Genomic DNA, 18,746 nt, shown 5'->3' on the forward strand with positions numbered 1-18,746 from the left:
CGACGGGGCCAAGCCTTAAGGCGTGACCGTGATGATGCGTTCCGCCTCTTGCAGCACGCGGCTGCGCGACCAGACGAACGGCACATATTGCCCGGTGGCCCAGCGCGGGAACAGATCACGGTAATGCGGGCTGGCGGGGTCGCCGGATTGGCCGGGCGTGTTGATCGCCATGCTGTTGTCCCACGCGCCCACGTCCATCACCAGCCGCACCGATGCGCCGGATTGAACGTGGAAATTGCCACTGCTGCCCCCGGAACTTCCCATCGCCATCGGGGTGGAGCCACTGCCGCCGATGGGCAGCGGGCCAACCCGGCGTTCGGCATCGCGGCCGGCAATGGCCAGCGCCGGCGTGAAATCCGCGACGTGCAGCGCGCCCCAGCGCCATGTGGCCGGATCGGGGCCAAGCAGGCGCGTGGTTTCGGCAAAGGCACTGCCCAGCGAATCCAGCAGGATGCCCTCCTGCACCGCGCGCGGATCAGCGCCGAGCAGTGCGCCATCCTCGAGCACGGGCAGCACATTGCCGATGCTGGTGCGGCCGAAATTGCGGCGCATGGCTTCGGGCACGATGGCCTTCACCGCGGCGGGCGGCAGATGCCGGCTGGCCCAGACTTCATAGAGCGCGGCCGGAGCCGAATCGGGGCCTTCGTGGCCATCCCAGTCTTCCAGCAACGCCAGCGCTGCGGATTGTGCCGCATCACGTCCGCGCAGGCCCTGTAGCATCGCTACCGCGCGCCGTGCCATCGCCGATGTAGCGTCGTTCTGCAGTGCCATTGCATCGGTCAGGCTGAACTTGGGCCCCGATACTCCTGCTGCGGCGATCACTTCGGAAATGCGGGTGATGCGGCTGCGGTCATTCCATTCCAGGCCCAAAAGGTGCGGATAGCCGGCCGGCACGTTGTTTTCGTTGGCGGTGGCAAACCAGCCTTGCGCCGGATTGTACACCACTGGCATCAGCCGGGCATCGAGCAGGCCTTTCCAGCCATGCGCCTTGCCGGCCGGCACTGGCAGCAGGCCGTCGCCGGCAGTGCGTACCGGCACAAATCCGCCCGGCGCCCAGCCGATATCGCCGGCGCGGCTGGCAAACAGCAGGTTGAGCGGCGGCGCCCCCCAATGGTTGCGGGCGATGAGGAATTCGTCCCAATTCTTGGCGGTGAACGCCCAGGTGGCATTGAAATAGGCCGATGCGCCCGGCTTGCTCCAGGTGGCGCGCAGGGCAAAACTGCGGCCTGACGCCGGGTCTTCGTGGATGATCGGGCCATCGGCGGTGAACTTCAGTACGACGCTGCGCGGGGCTTCGCCCTTCACCTCGATGCTGTCCGCCACGCTGGCGAGCGTAGTGCCAGCGGGGTTCACCACCAGATCCTGCTGATCGATGGCAAAAATGGTCAGCGCCCACGCCGCATCCTCGTTGTGGCCAAAGCTGACGCCGGGCAGCGACGGCTCGCCCGATCCGGCGATCTTGAGTTCCGGCGTGTCGATGTGCGACAGATAGCGCAGATTGGGCACGGCATGGGCGCGGTGCGGATCATTGGCCAATATCGGCCGCCCGGTGGCACTGCGGGCCGGCGCTATCGCCCAGTTGTTGGAGCCTTCCAGCGTATCGGGATCGGTCCGGCTGGCCACGACCGCCCTGCTGCCGTCAAAACGCACATCGCTGGTGCCGAGCAGGTAATCGGCGAGCATGTTTTCGGGAATGCTGCACGGATCGAGGCCCTTGGGGATGACGACGGGCCGTGCCGGTTCCAGCTGGCGGCGCAGCGGCTCAAAGCGCACATCGCCGCCGCACAGCGCGCGGGCGCGGAGCACTTCGGATGCCGCATTGCTGGCCAGCGCATTGGACCGGATGCTCACCACCTCGTCGGCGCTCCAGCGTTCGGGGCGGCTGGCGGTGGCAGTGAATTCCATAGGCAGTTTCTGGCGGCCGGCGTCCACATCCGCCACAAAGGCGTTGATCCCGGCGGCGAAAGCTTCGGTCCACACCCTGGCCTGCGCCGGATAGGCTGCCCATTCCGCTGCCATGTCGCCGCGATACAGCAGCAGGCGGGACGCGCGATCCTGCGCGACGAACTGCGGGCCGAAACTCGCCGAAAGCCGCCCCAGCCCGCGTTTGCGCCACAGATCGATCTGCCACAGCCGGTCGCGCGCCACGGCATAGCCCTGCAGGAAAAACCCGTCGCGGGCATTGGCAGCATAAATGTGCGGGATGCCGGCGCGGTCGATGACAATCTCGCCCGGCGCGGTGAGGCCGGGCAGTTGCCGGCTCTCGGTCATCACGCCCGGAGGAACCTCCTGTGCCTGCGCGGCGCCGGCCAGCAGCAGCGCCAGCAACCCGATGGTGCGCATCATTTGGCGGCCTGCGCAGCGGCGGCCAGCGCAGCAACGGCGGGCGCGGCCTGCGGTCCGCGAATCAGGCCGCCGGGCAGCGCGCCGGTCATGGCGCCGTCTCGGAACGTCACCTCGCCGTTCTTGATCGTGCACACATACCCTTCGGCCTTTTGCAGCAGGCGTTTGCCGCCGGCGGGCAGATCGAACGCCAGCCACGGCTTGCCGAGCTGCAGGCGTTCGAGGTCGATGATGTTGAAATCGGCGAGATAGCCCGGTGCGATGATGCCGCGATCATCGAGGCCATACAGTTTGGCGGTGTCGCGGCACTGGCGGCGGATGGCGTTTTCCAGGGTTACGGTGCCGCGCGTCCGGTCGCGTACCCAGTGTTGCAGCAGATAGGTCGGGCTGGCGGCATCGCAGATGGTGCCGCAGTGGGCGCCGCCGTCGGACAGGGAAATCACCGTGTCGTCGCGGTTCAGCAGGCCTTCGACGAAATCCAGATTGCCATCGGCATAGTTGAGGATGGGGAAATAGATGAAGCCGGTGCCACCGCCCGCCGACAGCAGATCATAGGCATATTCGGCCGGCGGCGTGCCGGCGGCAGCAGCACGCGCGGCAATGGTTTCGGCCTGTGTCGGCTCATAGTTGAAGCCGTCGCCCATTTCGTAATGCAGCCCAAAGCCTTGTGCGACTGCCATCAACAGCATCTGCACATCGGATTGCGGATAAACGTCGGGCTCGGCGAGCAACTTTGCTTTCCATGCCGGGTCGCTGATGCAGGCCCATTGTTCTTCCCATGGGGCGGTATCGATGGCCTGCCAGCTCGGCTTGAACTTGAACGGGTGGACGGTGCCGCGCCACGCCATGAGGATGCCGTTGCCGCGAATGGCGATCTGGGCGACGATGTTGGCGCCTGCCGCGTTGGCGCGCGCTGTTTCGGCCATCTGTACCTGCCAGGGCAGTTCCTTGGCGATGGATTGCAGCATGGCAAAGGTGACGGGCAGGCCGGTTTCGCGGCTCATTTGCGCCATCCAGCCAAATTCATCCCATTCGCGGCGCAGGTCGCTGGCCATTTCGAACACGCCGTGGCCCACCTTGCCCATGGCGCGGCCGATGGCGATCAGCTCGTCCTTTTCGGCGGTGGTGCCGGGCACCAGCTCGCCGTCGATCGATTTGTGCAGGATGGTGCGGCTGGTGGAAAAACCCAGCGCGCCAGCAGCAACGCCTTCCGCCACGATTTGCGTCATGGCGGCGATGTCGGCCGCGGTGGGTTTTTCGTTCTTTGCGCCGCGTTCACCCATCACATAGGCGCGCACGGCGCCGTGCGGCACATGGGTGGCAACATCGATGGTGCGCCGGCGCTTTTCCAGCGCATCCAGATATTGCGGGAAGGTCTCCCAATCCCAGGTCATGCCTTCGGCCAGCGCGGTGCCGGGGATATCTTCCACGCCTTCCATCAGGCCGATCAGCCATTGGTGCTTGTCGGGCTTGGCCGGCGCAAAACCGACGCCGCAATTGCCCATCACCACCGTGGTGACCCCGTGCCACGACGACGGCGCCATTTCCGAATCCCACGTCGCCTGCCCATCATAGTGAGTGTGGATATCGACAAAGCCCGGCGTGACGATCAGGCCGGCCGCATCAATGTCCTCGCGTCCGGGCGCGGTGACCGTTCCCACCGCCGTGATGCGCCCGCCATCGACTGCGATATCGCCGGTGAAACGAGGATTGCCGCTGCCATCAACGATGGTGCCGCCGCGAATGACGAGATCGTGCATGTTAAAGAACTCCCAAGATCGTGGGAGGATGCCACAGGGCAGCGCTGGTGCAACCCTGCCGGTTTGCAGCGGGGGGCTGGCTCAGCCCCGGCTGGCGGTGTCGTCGATGGCGCTTGACCGATCGGCTTGTTGCGGCCGCTGCGGATCGGGGGGAAGATGGCCCCAGCGCTCATCGGCGGTGACCGGGGCAGGCTGGGCCTGCTCCACGCCGCAAGCGGAGAGCGCCAACAGCAGAATCAAGAGGGTGACGAGCTTCATTGGGCCAATGTGGGCAAACATGACAAAATGGCAAGGGGCCGAAACCTGCAAGCGCGGTTCGCCATGAAATCGTAACAGGCCGGCTTCATTGCCTCGCCGAGGCAACATCGCTAAGGCGCAATTCATGAGCAACAAGGTGACTTCCGCCGGCGACGACGACATCATCGACACACGCGCCCATCTGGTTTGTGTGTTCGAGGACGGCGCCAAACCCGCTGCTGATTGGCGCATTGGCACGGAGCACGAGAAATTCGTGTTTCGCACCGAGGATCATCGCGCGCCGTCCTACGCCGAAACTGGCGGCATCCGCGATCTGTTGATGGCGATGACGCGATATGGCTGGGAGCCCATATTGGAACGCGGGCGAGATGGCTCTTCAAACGTCATTGCGCTGAAAGGTGCAGACGGCAACATCAGCCTCGAACCTGCCGGCCAGTTCGAATTGTCGGGCGCGCCGCTGGAAAATCTGCATCAGACCTGCGCCGAATCCAATCGCCACCTGAAACAGTGCCGCGAAATCGGGGCAGAACTGGGGCTGGGCTTTCTGGGCCTGGGGTTCTGGCCGGACAAGGCGCGCGCCGAGCTGCCGGTCATGCCCAAGGGCCGTTATGACATCATGCTGCGCCATATGCCGCGCGTCGGCAGCCTGGGCCTCGACATGATGCTGCGCACCTGCACCATCCAGACCAATCTGGATTACGGCAGCGAAGCCGACATGGCGAAGAAATTCCGGGTGAGCCTGGCGCTGCAGCCGATCGCCACCGCCTTGTTTGCCAATTCGCCGTTCACGGAAGGGCGGCCCAACGGCTTCAAATCGTTCCGCAGCCATATCTGGACCGACACCGATCCGGCGCGCACCGGCATCCTGCCCTTCGTGTTCGAAGACGGGTTTGGCTACGAACATTATGTCGATTACGCGCTCGATGTGCCGATGTATTTTGTGTACCGCGACGGCCGCTACATCGATGCCGCCGGGCACAGCTTCCGCGATTTTCTCGCCGGCAAGCTTGCGGTACTGCCCGGCGAAAAGCCGCGGCTGGGCGACTGGAAGGATCATCTTTCGACCGCGTTTCCGGAAGTGCGGATGAAGGGCTATCTGGAAATGCGCGGCGCCGATGGTGGCCGCTGGGACCGGATTTGCGCGCTGCCGGCGCTGTGGGTCGGCCTGCTTTATGATCAGACGGCACTGGATGCGGCGTGGGACCTGGTCAAGCATTGGACGCCGGAAGATCATGACCGCCTTCGCCGCGAAGTGCCGGCGCTGGCGCTGGGCGCGGCCAGCCCCAATGGCGGCACGCTGAAGGAATTGGCGGGCGAAGTGCTTAAGATCGCTGATGCCGGCCTTGCCGCACGCGCGCGGTTGAACAGCGCCGGCGACACCGAGCAGGGTTTCCTCAACCCGCTGCGCGCGATCGTCGCCAGCGGCATGACAACTGCCGATCGGTTGCTGGCGCTCTACAACGGCGCGTGGGGCGGCGATATCAGCCGTGTTTACGAAACCGAGGCCTATTGATCGCGGCCCAGATCGCGCCCCCTGCGGCGGCCTGTGTGGCCGACAAGACGCAGTGTAACGGAAATTTAATTTTCCGCTTGATTGCACCAATTATCGCACACACAGTCCGGAAATGACGATCAACGCCGGCCCGATTTGGGACACAGGCAGACGTCGGACATGGGGAGGTCGTACATGGCGGTATTTGGTCTGCGTTCCGGTTGCGCATTGGTGGCATTGGCGTGCGGCATGGCGGCGGGCAGCGCCGCATCGGCACAGACGGCAGCAGCGACCACCACGGCCGAAGACAGCGAAATCATCGTTACCGGCAGCTTCATTCGCGGCACCCGCGAAGATGCAGCCGTGCCGGTGGACGTGTATACCGCCGACGATCTCAACAAACAGGGTATCAGTTCCCCGCTTGAATTCATCAAGCAGTTGCCGGCCGTCGGCGCAGCGCTGGGCGATACCAACCAGTTTTCCACCGCGTCGCAAGGATTTCAGGGCAATGGCTCGCTGAACTTGCGCGCCCTCGGTCCCACCCGCACGCTGGTGCTGTTCAACGGTCGCCGCACGGTGCTGGCACCGGGTGACGGCTTTGCCGATACCAATCTCATTCCGATCTTTGCCTTGGAAAACATCGAAATCCTGAAAGACGGCGCGGCCGCTACTTATGGTTCCGATGCCATTGCCGGCGTGGCCAATTTCGTCACCCGCCGCAATTTCAACGGCGCCATCTTCCAGGGCGATTTCGATTCCATCGCCGGCTCGCGCGGCAACTGGACGAGCTCGGTGCTGGTCGGTCATACGTTCGGCAAGGTCAACCTTATGGCTGGCGGCGGCTGGCAGCATCGTTCGACTCTGGCCAGCTTCGAACGCGATGCCAGCCGGACGCCGTTTGCCGTGAACCCGTCGGCCTGGTCGGTGCTGAGCACGCCAGGCACTTATGGCGCGACCTATCTGAACGGCGGCGTGCCCGCCACCACCATCGTGCGCGACGGCGGCACCGCCGGTTGCGTCGGCGTCGGCGGCGTGAACGACACCACCGGGCCCAACAGTACCGGCTTGCCTATCTGCCGGTTCAGCTTCCTGCCGTGGAACAACATCATCGAAGAAGAAGACCGCTACCAGGGCTATTTTCAGGCCGATGCCGAACTGTCGGATCGCACCAAGCTGCGTTTCGAGTTCACTTATGCGCAGACCGACACGACGATTGGCCAATCGCCGTCGTTCCCGCCCACGCAAGGCCCGCGCGGCTCAGGTTCCACCAGCGCCTTCACCGTCAGCCCCAACAATCCGGGCGTGCCGGCCTTCCTCGCCCAGAACGGCCTGCTGCCTGGCACGACGGAACGGCCGCTTGCCGCAGTCACCGCCGTGCTGTGGCGGCCATTCGGCTGGCTGGGCAATCCGTCCGAGCCAGTGCGCGGCGCCGGCCTTGGCCGTGCCGAAAACAAGAGCTACCGGGTTTCAGGCGGGATCGATCACGAATTCACCGATAATTTCCGCGGGCAGTTTTTCGCCACGTGGTGGGGATCGGAGCGTGAAGCCTATTCACGCGATATGGTCGGGTCGCGTCTCCAGAATGCGCTCAACGGTCTTGGCGGGGCGAACTGCAATGTTGCTGCCAATACGCCTGGGCGGAACGGCTGCCAGTGGTTCAACCCGTTCATCAACGCCGGTCAACCGGTTTCGATCCAGAACCTGACCAACCCGCTTTATGTGCCCGGCACAGAAAACAAGCCGGAACTGATCAACTACATGCAGCAGAACAACGGCACGCGCCAGGTTGAAGAGCAGCTGGTGATCGATGCGATCTTCTCGGGCGAGACCGGGATCGATCTGGGCGGCGGGCCGATCGCCTACGCCTTTGGCGGCCAGTATCGCGGCAACCAGTGGACCACCAGCCCTCTGCTGCCGATATCTGATCTGAACATCAATCCGTGTTTCCGTGAAGGCGATCTCAGCTGTGTCGGCACGCCGACGCAAGGCGTCGGCTCCTTCATCTTCCTCGGCGGCTCGCGCGCCGAGCGGGTGACGCAGAACGTGAAGGCGATCTTTGCCGAAGTGAAGATCCCGATCAGCGAACGGCTGGAAATCACCGGCGCGGCCCGGTTTGAAGACTATGGCGGCTCGGTGGGTTCCACCTTCAATCCCAAGGGCTCGGTGCGCTGGAACCCGACCGATTGGCTGGTGCTGCGCGGTTCAGTAGGCACCACCTTCCGCGGGCCGTTGGCCAATCAGGTGACCAACAACCAGGTCACCTCGCTGGCCGGCATCCAGGCGGCGGCCAACCAGTTCAAGTCGGTCGATATCTTCGGCAACCCGAACGATCTGGGCCCGGAAACTGCCTTCACCTATAACGTTGGCGCGGTGGTCACCACCTCCGGCTTCACGGTGTCGGTCGATTACTGGGGCTTCGACGTCAAAGATCGGATCACCACCACGCCGGGTCAGGCCATCGCCTCTTCGGTCGTCGCCAGCGCGAGCGCGCTTGCCAACTGCAGCAGCGTTTTTGCCAACCTGATCACTTTCCAGGGCGGTTGCCGGCAGGGTATCACGGTCGGCAGTGACATCTCCCGCATCCGCACCGATTGGGTGAACGGCCCCGGCATCAAGACCAGCGGCATCGATGTGGCGTTCGACTACAAGACCGATCTGGCCGGCGGCAAATTGAATGTTGGGGCGCAGGCCAGCGTTGTGCTGGACTTCACCTTCGATGATTTCGTCTTCCGCGGCGTGCTGGTGCAGAGGGGTTATCAAGCCAAGGGCTTCACCAACTATTTCCGCGATCCGCAGACCGTGTCGCCGCTGCGCGCCACGGGCTGGATCAACTACAACATCAACGGCCTGAACGCCCGTTACCAGGCCCGCTATGTTGGCGGCGTGGATGACGATCGCTGCGTTGGCCTGACCAATTGTGCCACCACCAACTTTGGCCCGACCAATTTCGGCGCCGTGGTGAAAAGCTTCACGCAGCACGATATCAACATCCAATATGATCTTCCGTTCAGCGGCGTGAAGACCCAGCTGCAATTCGGCATCGACAACTTCACCAACGCTGCCCCGCCGGCATCGCGGCTGGAGCTGTCGTATGATCCGTTCATCGGCAATCCGCTCGGCCGGGTGTTCCGCTTCGGGCTGCGGGTGATCATCTGATCATTGGCGCGCGGCTGGGGACATGACCCCCGCCGCGCGCTTCTTTTCGTCACCCGGTCCGGCAGGCGTGATCCTCGCTACCGAGCCGGCCGCACACTGCGGCGATCAAGCCGTCGCGAGGTCGTCCGCTATGACAGCTCCCGCTTGTATAGCCCCCGCCTTTACAGCCCCCGCCGCGCGCAAGCATAAAGCGCGATGGCTGCGGCGTTTGACACGTTCAGGCTTTCGACGCCGCTGATCGGCAACTTTGCCGCCTGATCGCAATTTTCCATGGTCAGATTGCGCAGGCCGTCGCCTTCGCTGCCCATCACCAGCGCTGGCTGGTTCGTGCCCAGCGCACTTTCGATGGTGGCCTCGGCTCGGCCGTCCAGTGCGATGCGCCAGAATCCGGCATCGCCGATCTCGCCCAGCGCGCGCGCCAGATTGACCGTTCGCACCCACGGTAGTTGTTCCAGCGCACCGCTGGCACTGCGGGCCAGCACGCCCGATTCGGCCGGGCTGTGGCGATCCTGGGTGACGATGGCGCGGGCATTGAAGGCCAGCGCCGATCGCATCATGGCGCCAACATTGTGCGGATCGGTGACTTGATCGAGCACGAGGATGGGGCGGTTGTCGCCGTCGTTCGCCTGTTTCAGGATGTCGCCGAGCCAGACATTTTCCAGCGGCTCCACTTCCAGCACGAAACCCTGGTGCGGCGCATCGGCGGGGCACAATCTGCCCAGATCATGATCATCGCCATATTGCACCTGAAGCCCCGGCGGGATGACGAGGGTCTTCGACGTAAGCGGGGTCAGGTAGAGTTTGCGGAAACTGCGTTCCGGATTGTCGAGCGCGGCAAACACCGCGTGCCGACCGTACAGGCGCGGGAACGGGCTTTTCTGGCCCATCTGGTTCTTGGGGTGGGGACGACGGCCCATAGCGAGTTTCCGGTGGCTGAAAAGCCGCTGCCATAGCCGCGATTGCGCAGCAGCGCCACAGTTGGCGTTACGGCCGGAATCGCACATCGAAGGCAAAGCGCAAGGCAGGTGGTGGAGGGGGTTGGATTTGAACCAACGTAGGGTAAAACCCGGCAGATTTACAGTCTGCTGCCATTGACCGCTCGGCCACCCCTCCACAGTCGCAGCGGGCGCCTGACGGAAGGCGGCCTAGTGCGTCAGGCCAGCGCGGCTGTCAACGCCCCTTTTGCGATTCCGCCTTCAATCCTGCGGCGTCAGCCGCGATCCGGCACAACCCGGTCGCGGCCCAATCGCTTGGCGGTGTACAGCGCGCCATCGGCCCGCTGGATCAACTGGTCTGCGCCTTGCCCGGCGCGATGTTCGGCCACGCCGGCGGAAAAACTTATGCGGCCCATACTGCTGCCATCGACCGCGCTGCGCAGCACCCGGCCGGCCAGGTCGGCACGGATACGGTCGATGCGGCCTGCCGCGGCCTGCACGGTTGTGCCGGGCATCACGCCCACGAATTCCTCGCCGCCCAGCCCGCCCACGCAGCCGCCGTCTTTTTCCAGCATCTCGTCGAGGTGGTGAGCCACGAAGCGCAGCACATCATCGCCCATGGCGTGGCCAAAGCGATCGTTGAACTGTTTGAAATGATCGATGTCGACCACGGTTAGCGCCAGCGGCTTGCCCGACGCATCGGCTTCGGTTTGCGCCGTTTCGACAGCAGCCATCAGACCGCGCCGATTGAGCACGCCGGTGAGCGCATCGGTAACGGCGGCGCGTTCGGCCTGGATCAGCCGATCTGCCAGCGCCAGGCTTTCGGCAGCGGCGTGTTCCAGTTCTTCGAGCAGGCGGCCGTTGGCGGCCTGCACGGTTGATGTCGCCGCGCTCAGTTGTTCCAGCAGGCCCGCCAACGCGGCGGGGTCCATCGGTCCGGCCAGGCGCTCGCCGCCAACGGCAATGGCGCGGCCGTAATCGGCCAGATCGGTTTGACCGCTCTCGATGCGCTTGGTCAGCGCTTGGGCCTGGCCGTGGGCTTCGGCGATCAACTGGTTGACCTGTGCCTCGCTCATCTGGCCCAGCAGCGTCTCGCGCAGGCCCAGCACTGTGCCCAGCGTCAACCCTGCGCCGGCAATCGCCTTGTCGATGGCCAGCGACAATTCGGGGTCATCGTCGCGAACGTACCGCCACAGCACGTCATACATGGCGGGTTCGGGCGGCAGGCCGTTCTGGATCAACAGCGCGCGGATCTGATCGTACCAGGCCAGCGGGCCGGCACCGATCGGATGGGCGACGTCGGGCGGCGCGCAGACCGCCGCCTGTGCCACCATCGGCCCCGGCTGATGCTGCATGTGATTGACCCTCCCGCGCTGATTGACCTGCCACCGGAAACGGCGGCGAGGGCCGGGAGTTTAGCGTAAATGCGGGCGGGAGAAGGACGGGGTGGGGGAGGGGGGGGGGCGGCCAAGCCGCATCCGCCGGCTGATCTTGCGCCTGTCAGGGCACGGCCCGCGCGGCGCGGCGCGGCGATGGAGCGGGTAGCGGGAATCGAACCCGCATAGCCAGCTTGGAAGGCTGGTGCTTTACCACTAAGCTATACCCGCGGTTCGGAAACCAATAAGCCAGCCCCGCCCGGGTTTCAATGTCTTCTCTGGGGATGTCTCAAGCGGGCATATTCTGGCCCCGCGTCCGGCGGCGGCTGCGCGCGCCGCCCTCTTGCGCCCGCTGCGCCGCCTCTCTATAGCCGCGTGCCTACGCACAGGAGTGTAGCTCAGTTGGTAGAGCATCGGTCTCCAAAACCGAGGGCCGTGGGTTCGAGTCCCTCCACTCCTGCCAGCAGCTCGGGTATTTTGACCGCAAATGGTTGAATTGCTTGGACGGCAGGCCCAAAGCTGAGTGTGTGCAGCGTCCATTCGGCCGGTAGCGGGGTTTCCCGTACCGGTTATTGGCGTTAGGGGCAGCAGTTCAGGCTATGTCCGATGATTCGTGTTGGATTTCGAACGGTGAAGGCGAACGCGCGTGAGTGACGGCAAGGCGGAAACGGCGAAGAAGCCCCGGGTGTCCCCGGCGGAATTCGTGCGTCAGGTGCAAACCGAGCAGCGCAAGATTGCCTGGCCCACGCTGCCCGACACTGTGCGCATGACGATCATGGTGCTGATCATGACGACCGTCCTTTCGGTCTTCTTCGTTGGCATCGACCAAATTCTGGGTCGGACCGTCAAGTTCCTGCTCAGCCTGGCTGCCTGAGGATATCTATGTCGCGCTGGTACATCATTCACGCTTACTCCGGTTTTGAAAACAAGGTGCGGGAAGCGATCCTTTCCGAAGCCCGGCGCATGGGCCTCGAAGCCTTCATCGACGCTGTCGAGGTGCCGGCCGAAACCGTCACCGAGGTGTTCAAGGGCAAGAAGCGCCAGATCGAGCGCAAATCGATGCCCGGTTATGTGCTGGCCAAACTGGCGATGACCGACGATGTCTATCACCTCGTCAAGAACACACCCAAGGTGACCGGCTTTTTGGGCCAGCAGAACAAGCCGCAGCCGATCAGCGAGGCGGAAGCCGCGCGGATGCTGAACACCAAATCGGAAGAAACGCCGGCGGCCAAAATCAAGAAGAAAGCCAATTTCGAGATCGGCGACAGCGTGCGCGTGCTCGATGGCCCGTTTGCCAGTTTCAACGGCCTGGTCGAGGAAATCGACTTCGATCATGGCCGCGTCAAGGTTTCGGTGTCGATCTTCGGCCGGGCCACGCCCGTCGAACTCGGCTTCGAACAGGTGGAAAAGCAGAAGTAATTCAGCCCATCCATCGTCCCTCCGTTCCTGTTTCCGGGACGGGCTCGTTTCGCCGTAAGGCGGACAAGGAATGTGGGAGGCCGGTTGCCCCGGCCGCTAGCACCACACAGCAAGGAGTGGCCACATGGCCAAGAAGGTTACAGGTTATATCAAGCTTCAGGTGAAGGCCGGTTCGGCCAACCCCTCGCCGCCAATCGGCCCGGCATTGGGCCAGCGCGGCGTGAACATCATGGAATTCTGCAAGCAGTTCAACGCGAAGACGGAAGGCCTTGAAAAAGGCACGCCGATCCCGACGGTGATCACCGTCTTTGCCGATCGCTCGTTCAGCTTCATCACCAAGCTGCCGCCAGCCTCGTTCATGCTCAAGAAGGCCGCGGGCCTGAAATCGGGCGGCACGACACCGGGCAAGGGCGCTGCCGCTGCCACGATCACGCAAGCGCAGATCCGCACCATCGCGGAAGCGAAGATGCCCGATCTGAACGCGAACAGCATCGAGATGGCGATGAAGACCATCGAAGGTTCGGCCCGCGCAATGGGCCTTGAAGTGGTGGAGGGCTGATCAAATGGCAACGACCAAAAAGGCCAAGGCCCTGATCGCCGCGGTTGACCGCGAAAAACTTTATGCGATCGACGATGCACTGAAGATGGTGAAGAGCCTGGCCACCGCCAAGTTCGACGAGACCATCGAAGTCTCGCTGAATCTGGGCGTCGATCCCCGCCATGCCGACCAGATGGTTCGCGGCGTCGTCACCCTGCCCAAGGGCACCGGCAAGACGGTGCGCGTGGGCGTGTTCGCGCGCGGCGCCAAGGCGGAAGAGGCCACCAAGGCCGGCGCCGACGTGGTGGGTGCCGAAGACCTGCTGGCACTCGTGCAGGGCGGCACCATCGATTTTGATCGCTGCATCGCGACGCCCGACATGATGGGTTTGGTTGGCCGTCTCGGCAAGGTGCTCGGCCCCAAGGGCCTGATGCCGAACCCCAAGCTCGGCACCGTGACCATGAACGTTGGCGAAGCCGTTAAGGCAGCCAAGGGCGGCCAGGTTGAGTATCGCGTCGAAAAGGCCGGTATCATCCATGGCATCCTCGGCAAGGCCAGTTTTGACCAGGGCGATCTGCGCGCCAATTTCAACGCGCTGCTCGATGCCGTCGTGAGGGCCAAGCCGTCGGGCGCCAAGGGCAAGTATCTGCTCAAGGTCGCTGTCAGTTCGTCGATGGGTGCCGGCATCAAGGTGGATCCGGCCTCGACGGGCCAGAATGGCTGATCGGGAGGCTTGATTCAGCCGATCGGTTGACCAACCCAACGCAAGGAAAGGGCCGGAACGGGAAACCGCTCCGGCCCTTTTTGCGTTGGGCGCTGTCCGCCATGCTTGACTCCGCTGCCCGCACCCCGTATCGCGCCGCATCCGCATGGGCCAGCAATGGCCCGTGCGACCGTCCGAGATTGCAGGTGGGATTTATCCCTTAAGCCAGTTGGGCCTGCATGAGACGAGGTTGGTTTTTTCCGGTTTGGCCCACGGCCTCATCCGGCCTGCGCCGGGCGTGCCCTGTGCAGTGACAATCCTCTTCGGGCGGGTCTGGTGCCTGTTCCTTCTCAAGAAATTGGTGATTGGCAGGCAGCAGGCTCACGAGCCGGCGCAGTTTTCGGGCTGCGTCATCACCCGTCTGCCGGGCGGCCGCCCAGATAATTCTGGAGGGCCGACCAGCAGGCAAACAGTCAAGGAGTGAGCATGGATCGCGCCCAAAAAGCCGAGACCGTCTCCAGCCTGGCCAAAACGCTGACCGATACTTCGGTTGTCGTGGTCACGCGCAACCATGGCCTGACCGTCGCGCAAGCGAGCGATCTCAGGAACCGGATGCGCGCTGCCGGCGCCAGCTACAAGGTGACGAAAAATCGCCTCGCGCGCATTGCGCTCGAAGGCACGCCCTACCAGCCGCTCGGCGATCTGCTGACCGGCCCCATCGGCCTTGCCACGTCCACCGATCCGGTGGCCGCAGCCAAGATTGCCGTCGAATTCGCCAAGACGACCGACAAGTTCGAGATCGTTGGCGGTGCCATGGGTAGCACGGTTCTGGATGTGAACGGCGTGAAGGCCCTGGCCGAACTGCCGTCGCTTGATCAACTGCGGGCCAAGATCATTGGCCTTGTCAACGCGCCTGCCACCAAGCTGGCCCAGCTGGCGTCCGCGCCGGCCGCCAAGCTGGCCCGGGTCTTTGCGGCTTATGCCGACAAGGACGCGGCGTAAGCCTTCGCATCATCTTTTGCAGACCAATTGAAAACACTGGAGACTTAAAATGGCTGACCTGAACTCGATCGTTGACCAGCTTTCCGCCCTGACCGTGCTGGAAGCCGCCGACCTCGCCAAGATGCTGGAAGAAAAGTGGGGCGTGTCCGCCGCTGCGGCTGTTGCCGTTGCCGGTCCGGCCGCTGCTGCTGCTCCGGCTGTTGAAGAACAGACTGAATTTGACGTGGTGCTGACCGGCGACGGCGGCAAAAAGATCAACGTCATCAAGGAAGTCCGCGCCATGACCGGTCTGGGCCTGACCGAAGCCAAGACCCTGGTCGAAAGCGCTCCGAAGGCCGTCAAGGAAGGCGTGTCGAAGGCTGACGCCGAGAAGTTCAAGGCTCAGCTCGAAGCCGCTGGTGCCACTGTCGAACTGAAGTAAGGCGCAGCCGGGGCAGGCAAATGGCGCAACGCGCTGTTTGCCGACTCCGGCCTTCGCCGAGGCAGGCTACGGGCGGGGCTTTACAGCGGCCCGAACTGGCCGGCGCAAGAGAAAGGGGCAGCTCCAGCCGGGGCTGCCCCTTTTCTTTGTCCGCAGCTCATGAAAAGCTCGCGCTGCCCAAGGACTGCGAGGACTACCATCATGCCCAGCCGCCTCGACACGCAGTTCCTCCATCTCGGGCCCGGCGCCGCTGCGTTGCCGCAGCCTGATTTTACCGGCGGTGCCTGGTATGAAGCCTATCGCACCCGCCATGACCAAGACGGGCCTGATGGCACGCTTATCAGCCAGTTCACGTTCACTAAAAAATTGGGACAGCTGGGAAATGCACCCACACGGCGACGAGATCGTGTTGTGCATTGCCGGGCGGATAACGCTTCTTCAGCAGCATGAAGATGGCACAGCCACCAACGTGACACTTGCGCCCGGCGATCATGCCATCAACCCGCCCGGTTGCTGGCATACGGCCGACGTCGAAGGTGAAGCCACTGCCGTGTTCATCACCCCCGGGCTGGGGACGCAGGGGCGTCCACGCTGAAAAACCCGCAATGAAAAAGGGCGCCTGCCGGCTGGCAAGCGCCCCTTTTCCCTTCAATGCCGCCCAATCAGAAGTGAAAAATCACCCCGGCCATGGGGCGCAGGCTGTTGAAATCCGCGGTTTCCACCGAAAGGCGGAAACGCGGGCCGGAGCGACTGGTGACGCCGCCAAGGCCGATGTCGCGCGGGCCGGCTTCGACGCCGATGCCCCACACCCAGCTCTTGCGATCATCAAAACCGCGCCGGTTGAGCACGTTGGTCCAGGTATAGCCGGCGCTGGCATAGATCAGCCCGCTGTCGCCCATCCGGAAACCGCCGCGCCCGCGCACGCCATATTCCCAGCGGATGTCGCCAAAGCCGCGTGCACCATGGCCTTCGACGCCGACGAATACCGCACCCAGCGGAATATTGACACCAATCAGGCCTTCGATCTGCGCCCCGTCGAGCCGCCCGGACCGGTTGCCATTGATGTCGGTGGAGCGGTCATAGCTGTCGTAGCCCCCCAAGATGCCAAAGTACGGCTCGATCCCGAAAGCATTGGTGCCGTCGGGGCTGGTTGCACGAGCCCTGGCGCCGTTGGTTGTTGATGTGGTCTGGTCAAGTGGCGTGGACTGGACGGGGGTGCCCATCGTGCCGTTGTCCATTGCGCTTCGGTCCATTGTGCTGCGGTCCATTGTGCTGCGGTCCATGGTGCCGGGCGTCGACTGATCCAGCGTGGACTGGTCTGGTACGGTTTGGCCCATGGCTGGTTGGCCCATCGTGCTTTGGCCCATCGTGTTTTGAACCGTGCTGTTTTGCTGGTTCATTGTCGGCTGTGCCCCCATGTCGCGGGTGAGGGGGGCAGTTTGCGCCGGGTTGGTCGTTGCCGGGTCAGTCATCTGGCCGGGTGCGGTCTGTGCAGCGGCATGAGCCGTCGCGAAAAGCAGCGCCAGTGCGCTGGTACCGAGGAGTGTTTTCATGATGCGTTCCTTCAATGCCTTGTGTGCGCCGGGGGGCACGGCACAGCATGAACCCGGCGCGGGGGGCGAAGGTTCCCTGCGGGTGTCGCATTGCGTCGGCGGGTGTTGCGCTTGTGCAACGCGGCGAAAACAGCGCTGGCGGTGCACTGCCCCCTTTCGCAAATCCAACACTGCGCCTATATGACACTTATCGACCAGCTAGGAACGATTCCTGTCTGGCTCTTTGCCCTTCGAGATACGGCCCGCTTCGCGATCGGGCCGCAACGGATGGAAGGGCAGCGAGATTGCATCGCCAGTAACCGTTCGACATTGCCGCAAACGCGGAGAATGCCGTGCGGTTTTTGCCGTTTTTCCTGAGCGGGCCACCGACCGGGAACCAAGAATTGAAGAAGGCGAACGACAGACATGGCCACCCAGATGAAGCCTCCCCAGGGCGTGAAGGCGTTCAACAACCGCCGCCGCATTCGCAAGACCTTCGGCAGCATTGGCGAAGTGGTGCAGATGCCCAACCTCATCGAGGTGCAGCGCGAGAGCTACGAACAGTTTTTGCGCTCCAACCCGGCGACCGGCTATGTCTCCGGCCTCGAAAAGACCCTGCGCAGCGTCTTCCCGATCCGCGATTTCGCCGGCACCGCCGAGCTGGATTTCGTGCATTACGAACTGGAAGAGCCGAAATACGACACCGACGAGTGCCGCCAGCGCGGCATGACCTATGCGGCGCCGATGCGCGTCACCTTGCGCCTGATCGTGTTTGAAGTGGATCCCGAAACCGAAACCCGCTCGGTGCTCGATATCAAGGAGCAGGATGTCTACATGGGCGACATGCCGCTCATGACCGGCAACGGCACCTTCATCGTCAATGGCACCGAGCGCGTGATCGTTTCGCAGATGCACCGCAGCCCGGGCGTTTTCTTCGATCATGATCGCGGCAAGACCCATTCCAGCGGCAAGTATCTGTTTACTGCCCGGGTGATCCCGTATCGCGGTTCGTGGCTGGATCTCGAATTCGACGCCAAGGACATCGTCAACGTCCGTATCGACCGCAAGCGCAAGCTGCCGGTCACCACACTGATGTATGCGCTGGGTTGGCACTCCGAAGAAATCCTCAACCTGTTTTACAACCGCGTCACCTGGGTGCGCGGGCACGGCATGGCCATGGATGGCAGTCGCGGTGAAGCTGGCTGGAAAGTGCCGTTCGTCGAAGCCAACTATCGAAACGCCAAGCCGACGTTTGACGTGGTCAACGCCGCAACCGGCGAAGTGGTGTTTCCGATGGGCACCAAGATCACGCCGCGCATGGTGCGAAAGGCGACCACCGATGGCCTGACCGGGCTGCTGATCCCGACCGAGGAAATCTTTGGCCGCTATTCTGCGTTCGATCTGATCAACGAAGCCACCGGTGAAATCTACATCGAGGCCGGTGATGAACTGACCGCCGAAAACCTGGAAATGATCGATCGCGCCGGTCAGGGCAGCATCGAATTGCTCGACATTGATCATGTGTCGGTGGGCCCGTGGATCCGCAACACGCTGATGGCCGACAAGGTGGAGGAGCGCGATCACGCGCTCGCCGAAATCTACCGTGTCATGCGCCCCGGTGAGCCGCCGACGCGCGAAACCGCCGAAGCCATGTTCTATGGCCTGTTCTTCGATCCGGACCGTTACGACCTGTCGGCGGTGGGCCGCGTCAAGATGAACATGCGTCTGGCGCTGGACTGCCCGGATGATGTGACCGTGCTGCGCCGCGAAGACATCGCCTCGGTGGTGAAGACGCTGGTCGAGCTGAAGGA

The 18,746-nt window shown here is 63.5% G+C and carries 15 protein-coding genes, 3 tRNA genes and 1 pseudogene; 11 read left to right on the forward strand and 8 right to left on the reverse strand.

The window, feature by feature from the left end:
* Positions 1 to 15: 15 nt before the first annotated feature.
* From ACESL8_RS05010 to ACESL8_RS05020, 3 genes are all read right to left on the reverse strand, one after another.
* Entirely contained in the window at positions 16 to 2,346 is a 2,331-nt protein-coding gene (locus ACESL8_RS05010; protein WP_372916535.1) for a penicillin acylase family protein, read from the reverse strand.
* Positions 2,343 to 4,103, reverse strand: a complete 1,761-nt coding sequence (locus tag ACESL8_RS05015; protein WP_372916536.1) for an amidohydrolase family protein — start codon at positions 4,101 to 4,103, stop codon at positions 2,343 to 2,345. The genes ACESL8_RS05010 and ACESL8_RS05015 overlap by 4 nt, the downstream gene beginning before the upstream one ends.
* 81 nt (positions 4,104 to 4,184) lie before the next feature.
* Positions 4,185 to 4,361, reverse strand: coding sequence for a hypothetical protein (locus ACESL8_RS05020; protein ID WP_372916537.1), 177 nt, complete (start codon positions 4,359 to 4,361; stop codon positions 4,185 to 4,187).
* A gap of 124 nt (positions 4,362 to 4,485) precedes the next feature.
* Between ACESL8_RS05020 and ACESL8_RS05025 the strand changes: the two genes are divergently transcribed.
* Both ACESL8_RS05025 and ACESL8_RS05030 read left to right on the forward strand, forming a co-directional pair.
* Positions 4,486 to 5,874, forward strand: coding sequence for a glutamate--cysteine ligase (locus ACESL8_RS05025; protein WP_372916538.1), 1,389 nt, complete (start codon positions 4,486 to 4,488; stop codon positions 5,872 to 5,874).
* Positions 5,875 to 6,048: 174 nt separating this feature from the next.
* Entirely contained in the window at positions 6,049 to 9,009 is a 2,961-nt protein-coding gene (locus ACESL8_RS05030; protein WP_372916539.1) for a TonB-dependent receptor domain-containing protein, read from the forward strand.
* A 161-nt stretch (positions 9,010 to 9,170) separates the two neighbouring features.
* On the opposite strand, the gene rlmB is transcribed toward ACESL8_RS05030, so the two are convergent.
* The 4 genes from rlmB to ACESL8_RS05050 all read right to left on the reverse strand — a co-directional run bounded on the left by rlmB (position 9,171) and on the right by ACESL8_RS05050 (position 11,551).
* Complete coding sequence (gene rlmB / locus ACESL8_RS05035; protein WP_372916540.1) at positions 9,171 to 9,926, reverse strand: 23S rRNA (guanosine(2251)-2'-O)-methyltransferase RlmB; 756 nt, start codon at positions 9,924 to 9,926, stop codon at positions 9,171 to 9,173.
* A 109-nt stretch (positions 9,927 to 10,035) separates the two neighbouring features.
* Positions 10,036 to 10,122: transfer RNA gene (locus ACESL8_RS05040), tRNA-Tyr, on the reverse strand.
* A gap of 97 nt (positions 10,123 to 10,219) precedes the next feature.
* Positions 10,220 to 11,299, reverse strand: coding sequence for a diguanylate cyclase (locus tag ACESL8_RS05045; RefSeq protein ID WP_372916541.1), 1,080 nt, complete (start codon positions 11,297 to 11,299; stop codon positions 10,220 to 10,222).
* A 178-nt stretch (positions 11,300 to 11,477) separates the two neighbouring features.
* Positions 11,478 to 11,551 (reverse strand) — tRNA-Gly (locus ACESL8_RS05050).
* Positions 11,552 to 11,707: 156 nt separating this feature from the next.
* Between ACESL8_RS05050 and ACESL8_RS05055 the strand changes: the two genes are divergently transcribed.
* From ACESL8_RS05055 to ACESL8_RS05090, 8 genes are all read left to right on the forward strand, one after another.
* A tRNA-Trp gene (locus ACESL8_RS05055) sits at positions 11,708 to 11,783 on the forward strand.
* 183 nt (positions 11,784 to 11,966) lie between these two features.
* Positions 11,967 to 12,194, forward strand: a complete 228-nt coding sequence (gene secE / locus ACESL8_RS05060) for a preprotein translocase subunit SecE (RefSeq protein ID WP_372916542.1) — start codon at positions 11,967 to 11,969, stop codon at positions 12,192 to 12,194.
* 8 nt (positions 12,195 to 12,202) lie between these two features.
* Positions 12,203 to 12,739 carry a transcription termination/antitermination protein NusG gene (gene nusG / locus ACESL8_RS05065; RefSeq protein WP_372916543.1) on the forward strand — a complete coding sequence of 179 codons (537 nt, stop codon included), beginning with the start codon at positions 12,203 to 12,205 and terminating at the stop codon, positions 12,737 to 12,739.
* A 124-nt stretch (positions 12,740 to 12,863) separates the two neighbouring features.
* Positions 12,864 to 13,298 carry a 50S ribosomal protein L11 gene (gene rplK, locus ACESL8_RS05070; protein ID WP_372916544.1) on the forward strand — a complete coding sequence of 145 codons (435 nt, stop codon included), beginning with the start codon at positions 12,864 to 12,866 and terminating at the stop codon, positions 13,296 to 13,298.
* 4 nt (positions 13,299 to 13,302) lie between these two features.
* Positions 13,303 to 14,001 (forward strand): 50S ribosomal protein L1, encoded by a 699-nt coding sequence (rplA, locus tag ACESL8_RS05075; protein WP_372916545.1) that lies wholly within the window; start codon positions 13,303 to 13,305, stop codon positions 13,999 to 14,001.
* 465 nt (positions 14,002 to 14,466) lie between these two features.
* A complete protein-coding gene (gene rplJ, locus ACESL8_RS05080; protein ID WP_372916546.1) occupies positions 14,467 to 14,982 on the forward strand; it encodes a 50S ribosomal protein L10 in 516 nt (171 codons plus the stop codon).
* 49 nt (positions 14,983 to 15,031) lie between these two features.
* Entirely contained in the window at positions 15,032 to 15,403 is a 372-nt protein-coding gene (gene rplL / locus ACESL8_RS05085; protein WP_372916547.1) for a 50S ribosomal protein L7/L12, read from the forward strand.
* 310 nt (positions 15,404 to 15,713) lie between these two features.
* Positions 15,714 to 15,998 carry a cupin domain-containing protein gene (locus tag ACESL8_RS05090; protein ID WP_372916548.1) on the forward strand — a complete coding sequence of 95 codons (285 nt, stop codon included), beginning with the start codon at positions 15,714 to 15,716 and terminating at the stop codon, positions 15,996 to 15,998.
* A 67-nt stretch (positions 15,999 to 16,065) separates the two neighbouring features.
* Here ACESL8_RS05090 and ACESL8_RS05095 read toward each other — a convergent pair whose 3' ends face one another.
* A complete protein-coding gene (locus ACESL8_RS05095) occupies positions 16,066 to 16,626 on the reverse strand; it encodes an outer membrane protein (RefSeq protein ID WP_372916551.1) in 561 nt (186 codons plus the stop codon).
* Positions 16,627 to 17,361: 735 nt separating this feature from the next.
* Between ACESL8_RS05095 and ACESL8_RS05100 the strand changes: the two are divergent.
* Positions 17,362 to 18,746: pseudogene (locus ACESL8_RS05100) on the forward strand (DNA-directed RNA polymerase subunit beta); the annotation flags it as partial.

Source organism: Sandarakinorhabdus sp. (assembly GCF_041689835.1).
Taxonomy (GTDB): Bacteria; Pseudomonadota; Alphaproteobacteria; order Sphingomonadales; family Sphingomonadaceae; genus Sandarakinorhabdus.

Coding starts and splice junctions, on each gene's coding strand:
- ACESL8_RS05010 (WP_372916535.1), bottom strand. CDS start 2,346: ATGATGCGCACCATCGGGTTGCTGGCGCTGCTGCTGGCCGGCGCCGCG.
- ACESL8_RS05015 (WP_372916536.1), bottom strand. CDS start 4,103: ATGCACGATCTCGTCATTCGCGGCGGCACCATCGTTGATGGCAGCGGC.
- ACESL8_RS05020 (WP_372916537.1), bottom strand. CDS start 4,361: ATGAAGCTCGTCACCCTCTTGATTCTGCTGTTGGCGCTCTCCGCTTGC.
- ACESL8_RS05025 (WP_372916538.1), top strand. CDS start 4,486: ATGAGCAACAAGGTGACTTCCGCCGGCGACGACGACATCATCGACACA.
- ACESL8_RS05030 (WP_372916539.1), top strand. CDS start 6,049: ATGGCGGTATTTGGTCTGCGTTCCGGTTGCGCATTGGTGGCATTGGCG.
- rlmB (WP_372916540.1), bottom strand. CDS start 9,926: ATGGGCCGTCGTCCCCACCCCAAGAACCAGATGGGCCAGAAAAGCCCG.
- ACESL8_RS05045 (WP_372916541.1), bottom strand. CDS start 11,299: ATGCAGCATCAGCCGGGGCCGATGGTGGCACAGGCGGCGGTCTGCGCG.
- nusG (WP_372916543.1), top strand. CDS start 12,203: ATGTCGCGCTGGTACATCATTCACGCTTACTCCGGTTTTGAAAACAAG.
- rplK (WP_372916544.1), top strand. CDS start 12,864: ATGGCCAAGAAGGTTACAGGTTATATCAAGCTTCAGGTGAAGGCCGGT.
- rplA (WP_372916545.1), top strand. CDS start 13,303: ATGGCAACGACCAAAAAGGCCAAGGCCCTGATCGCCGCGGTTGACCGC.
- rplJ (WP_372916546.1), top strand. CDS start 14,467: ATGGATCGCGCCCAAAAAGCCGAGACCGTCTCCAGCCTGGCCAAAACG.
- rplL (WP_372916547.1), top strand. CDS start 15,032: ATGGCTGACCTGAACTCGATCGTTGACCAGCTTTCCGCCCTGACCGTG.
- ACESL8_RS05090 (WP_372916548.1), top strand. CDS start 15,714: ATGACCAAGACGGGCCTGATGGCACGCTTATCAGCCAGTTCACGTTCA.
- ACESL8_RS05095 (WP_372916551.1), bottom strand. CDS start 16,626: ATGGGCACCCCCGTCCAGTCCACGCCACTTGACCAGACCACATCAACA.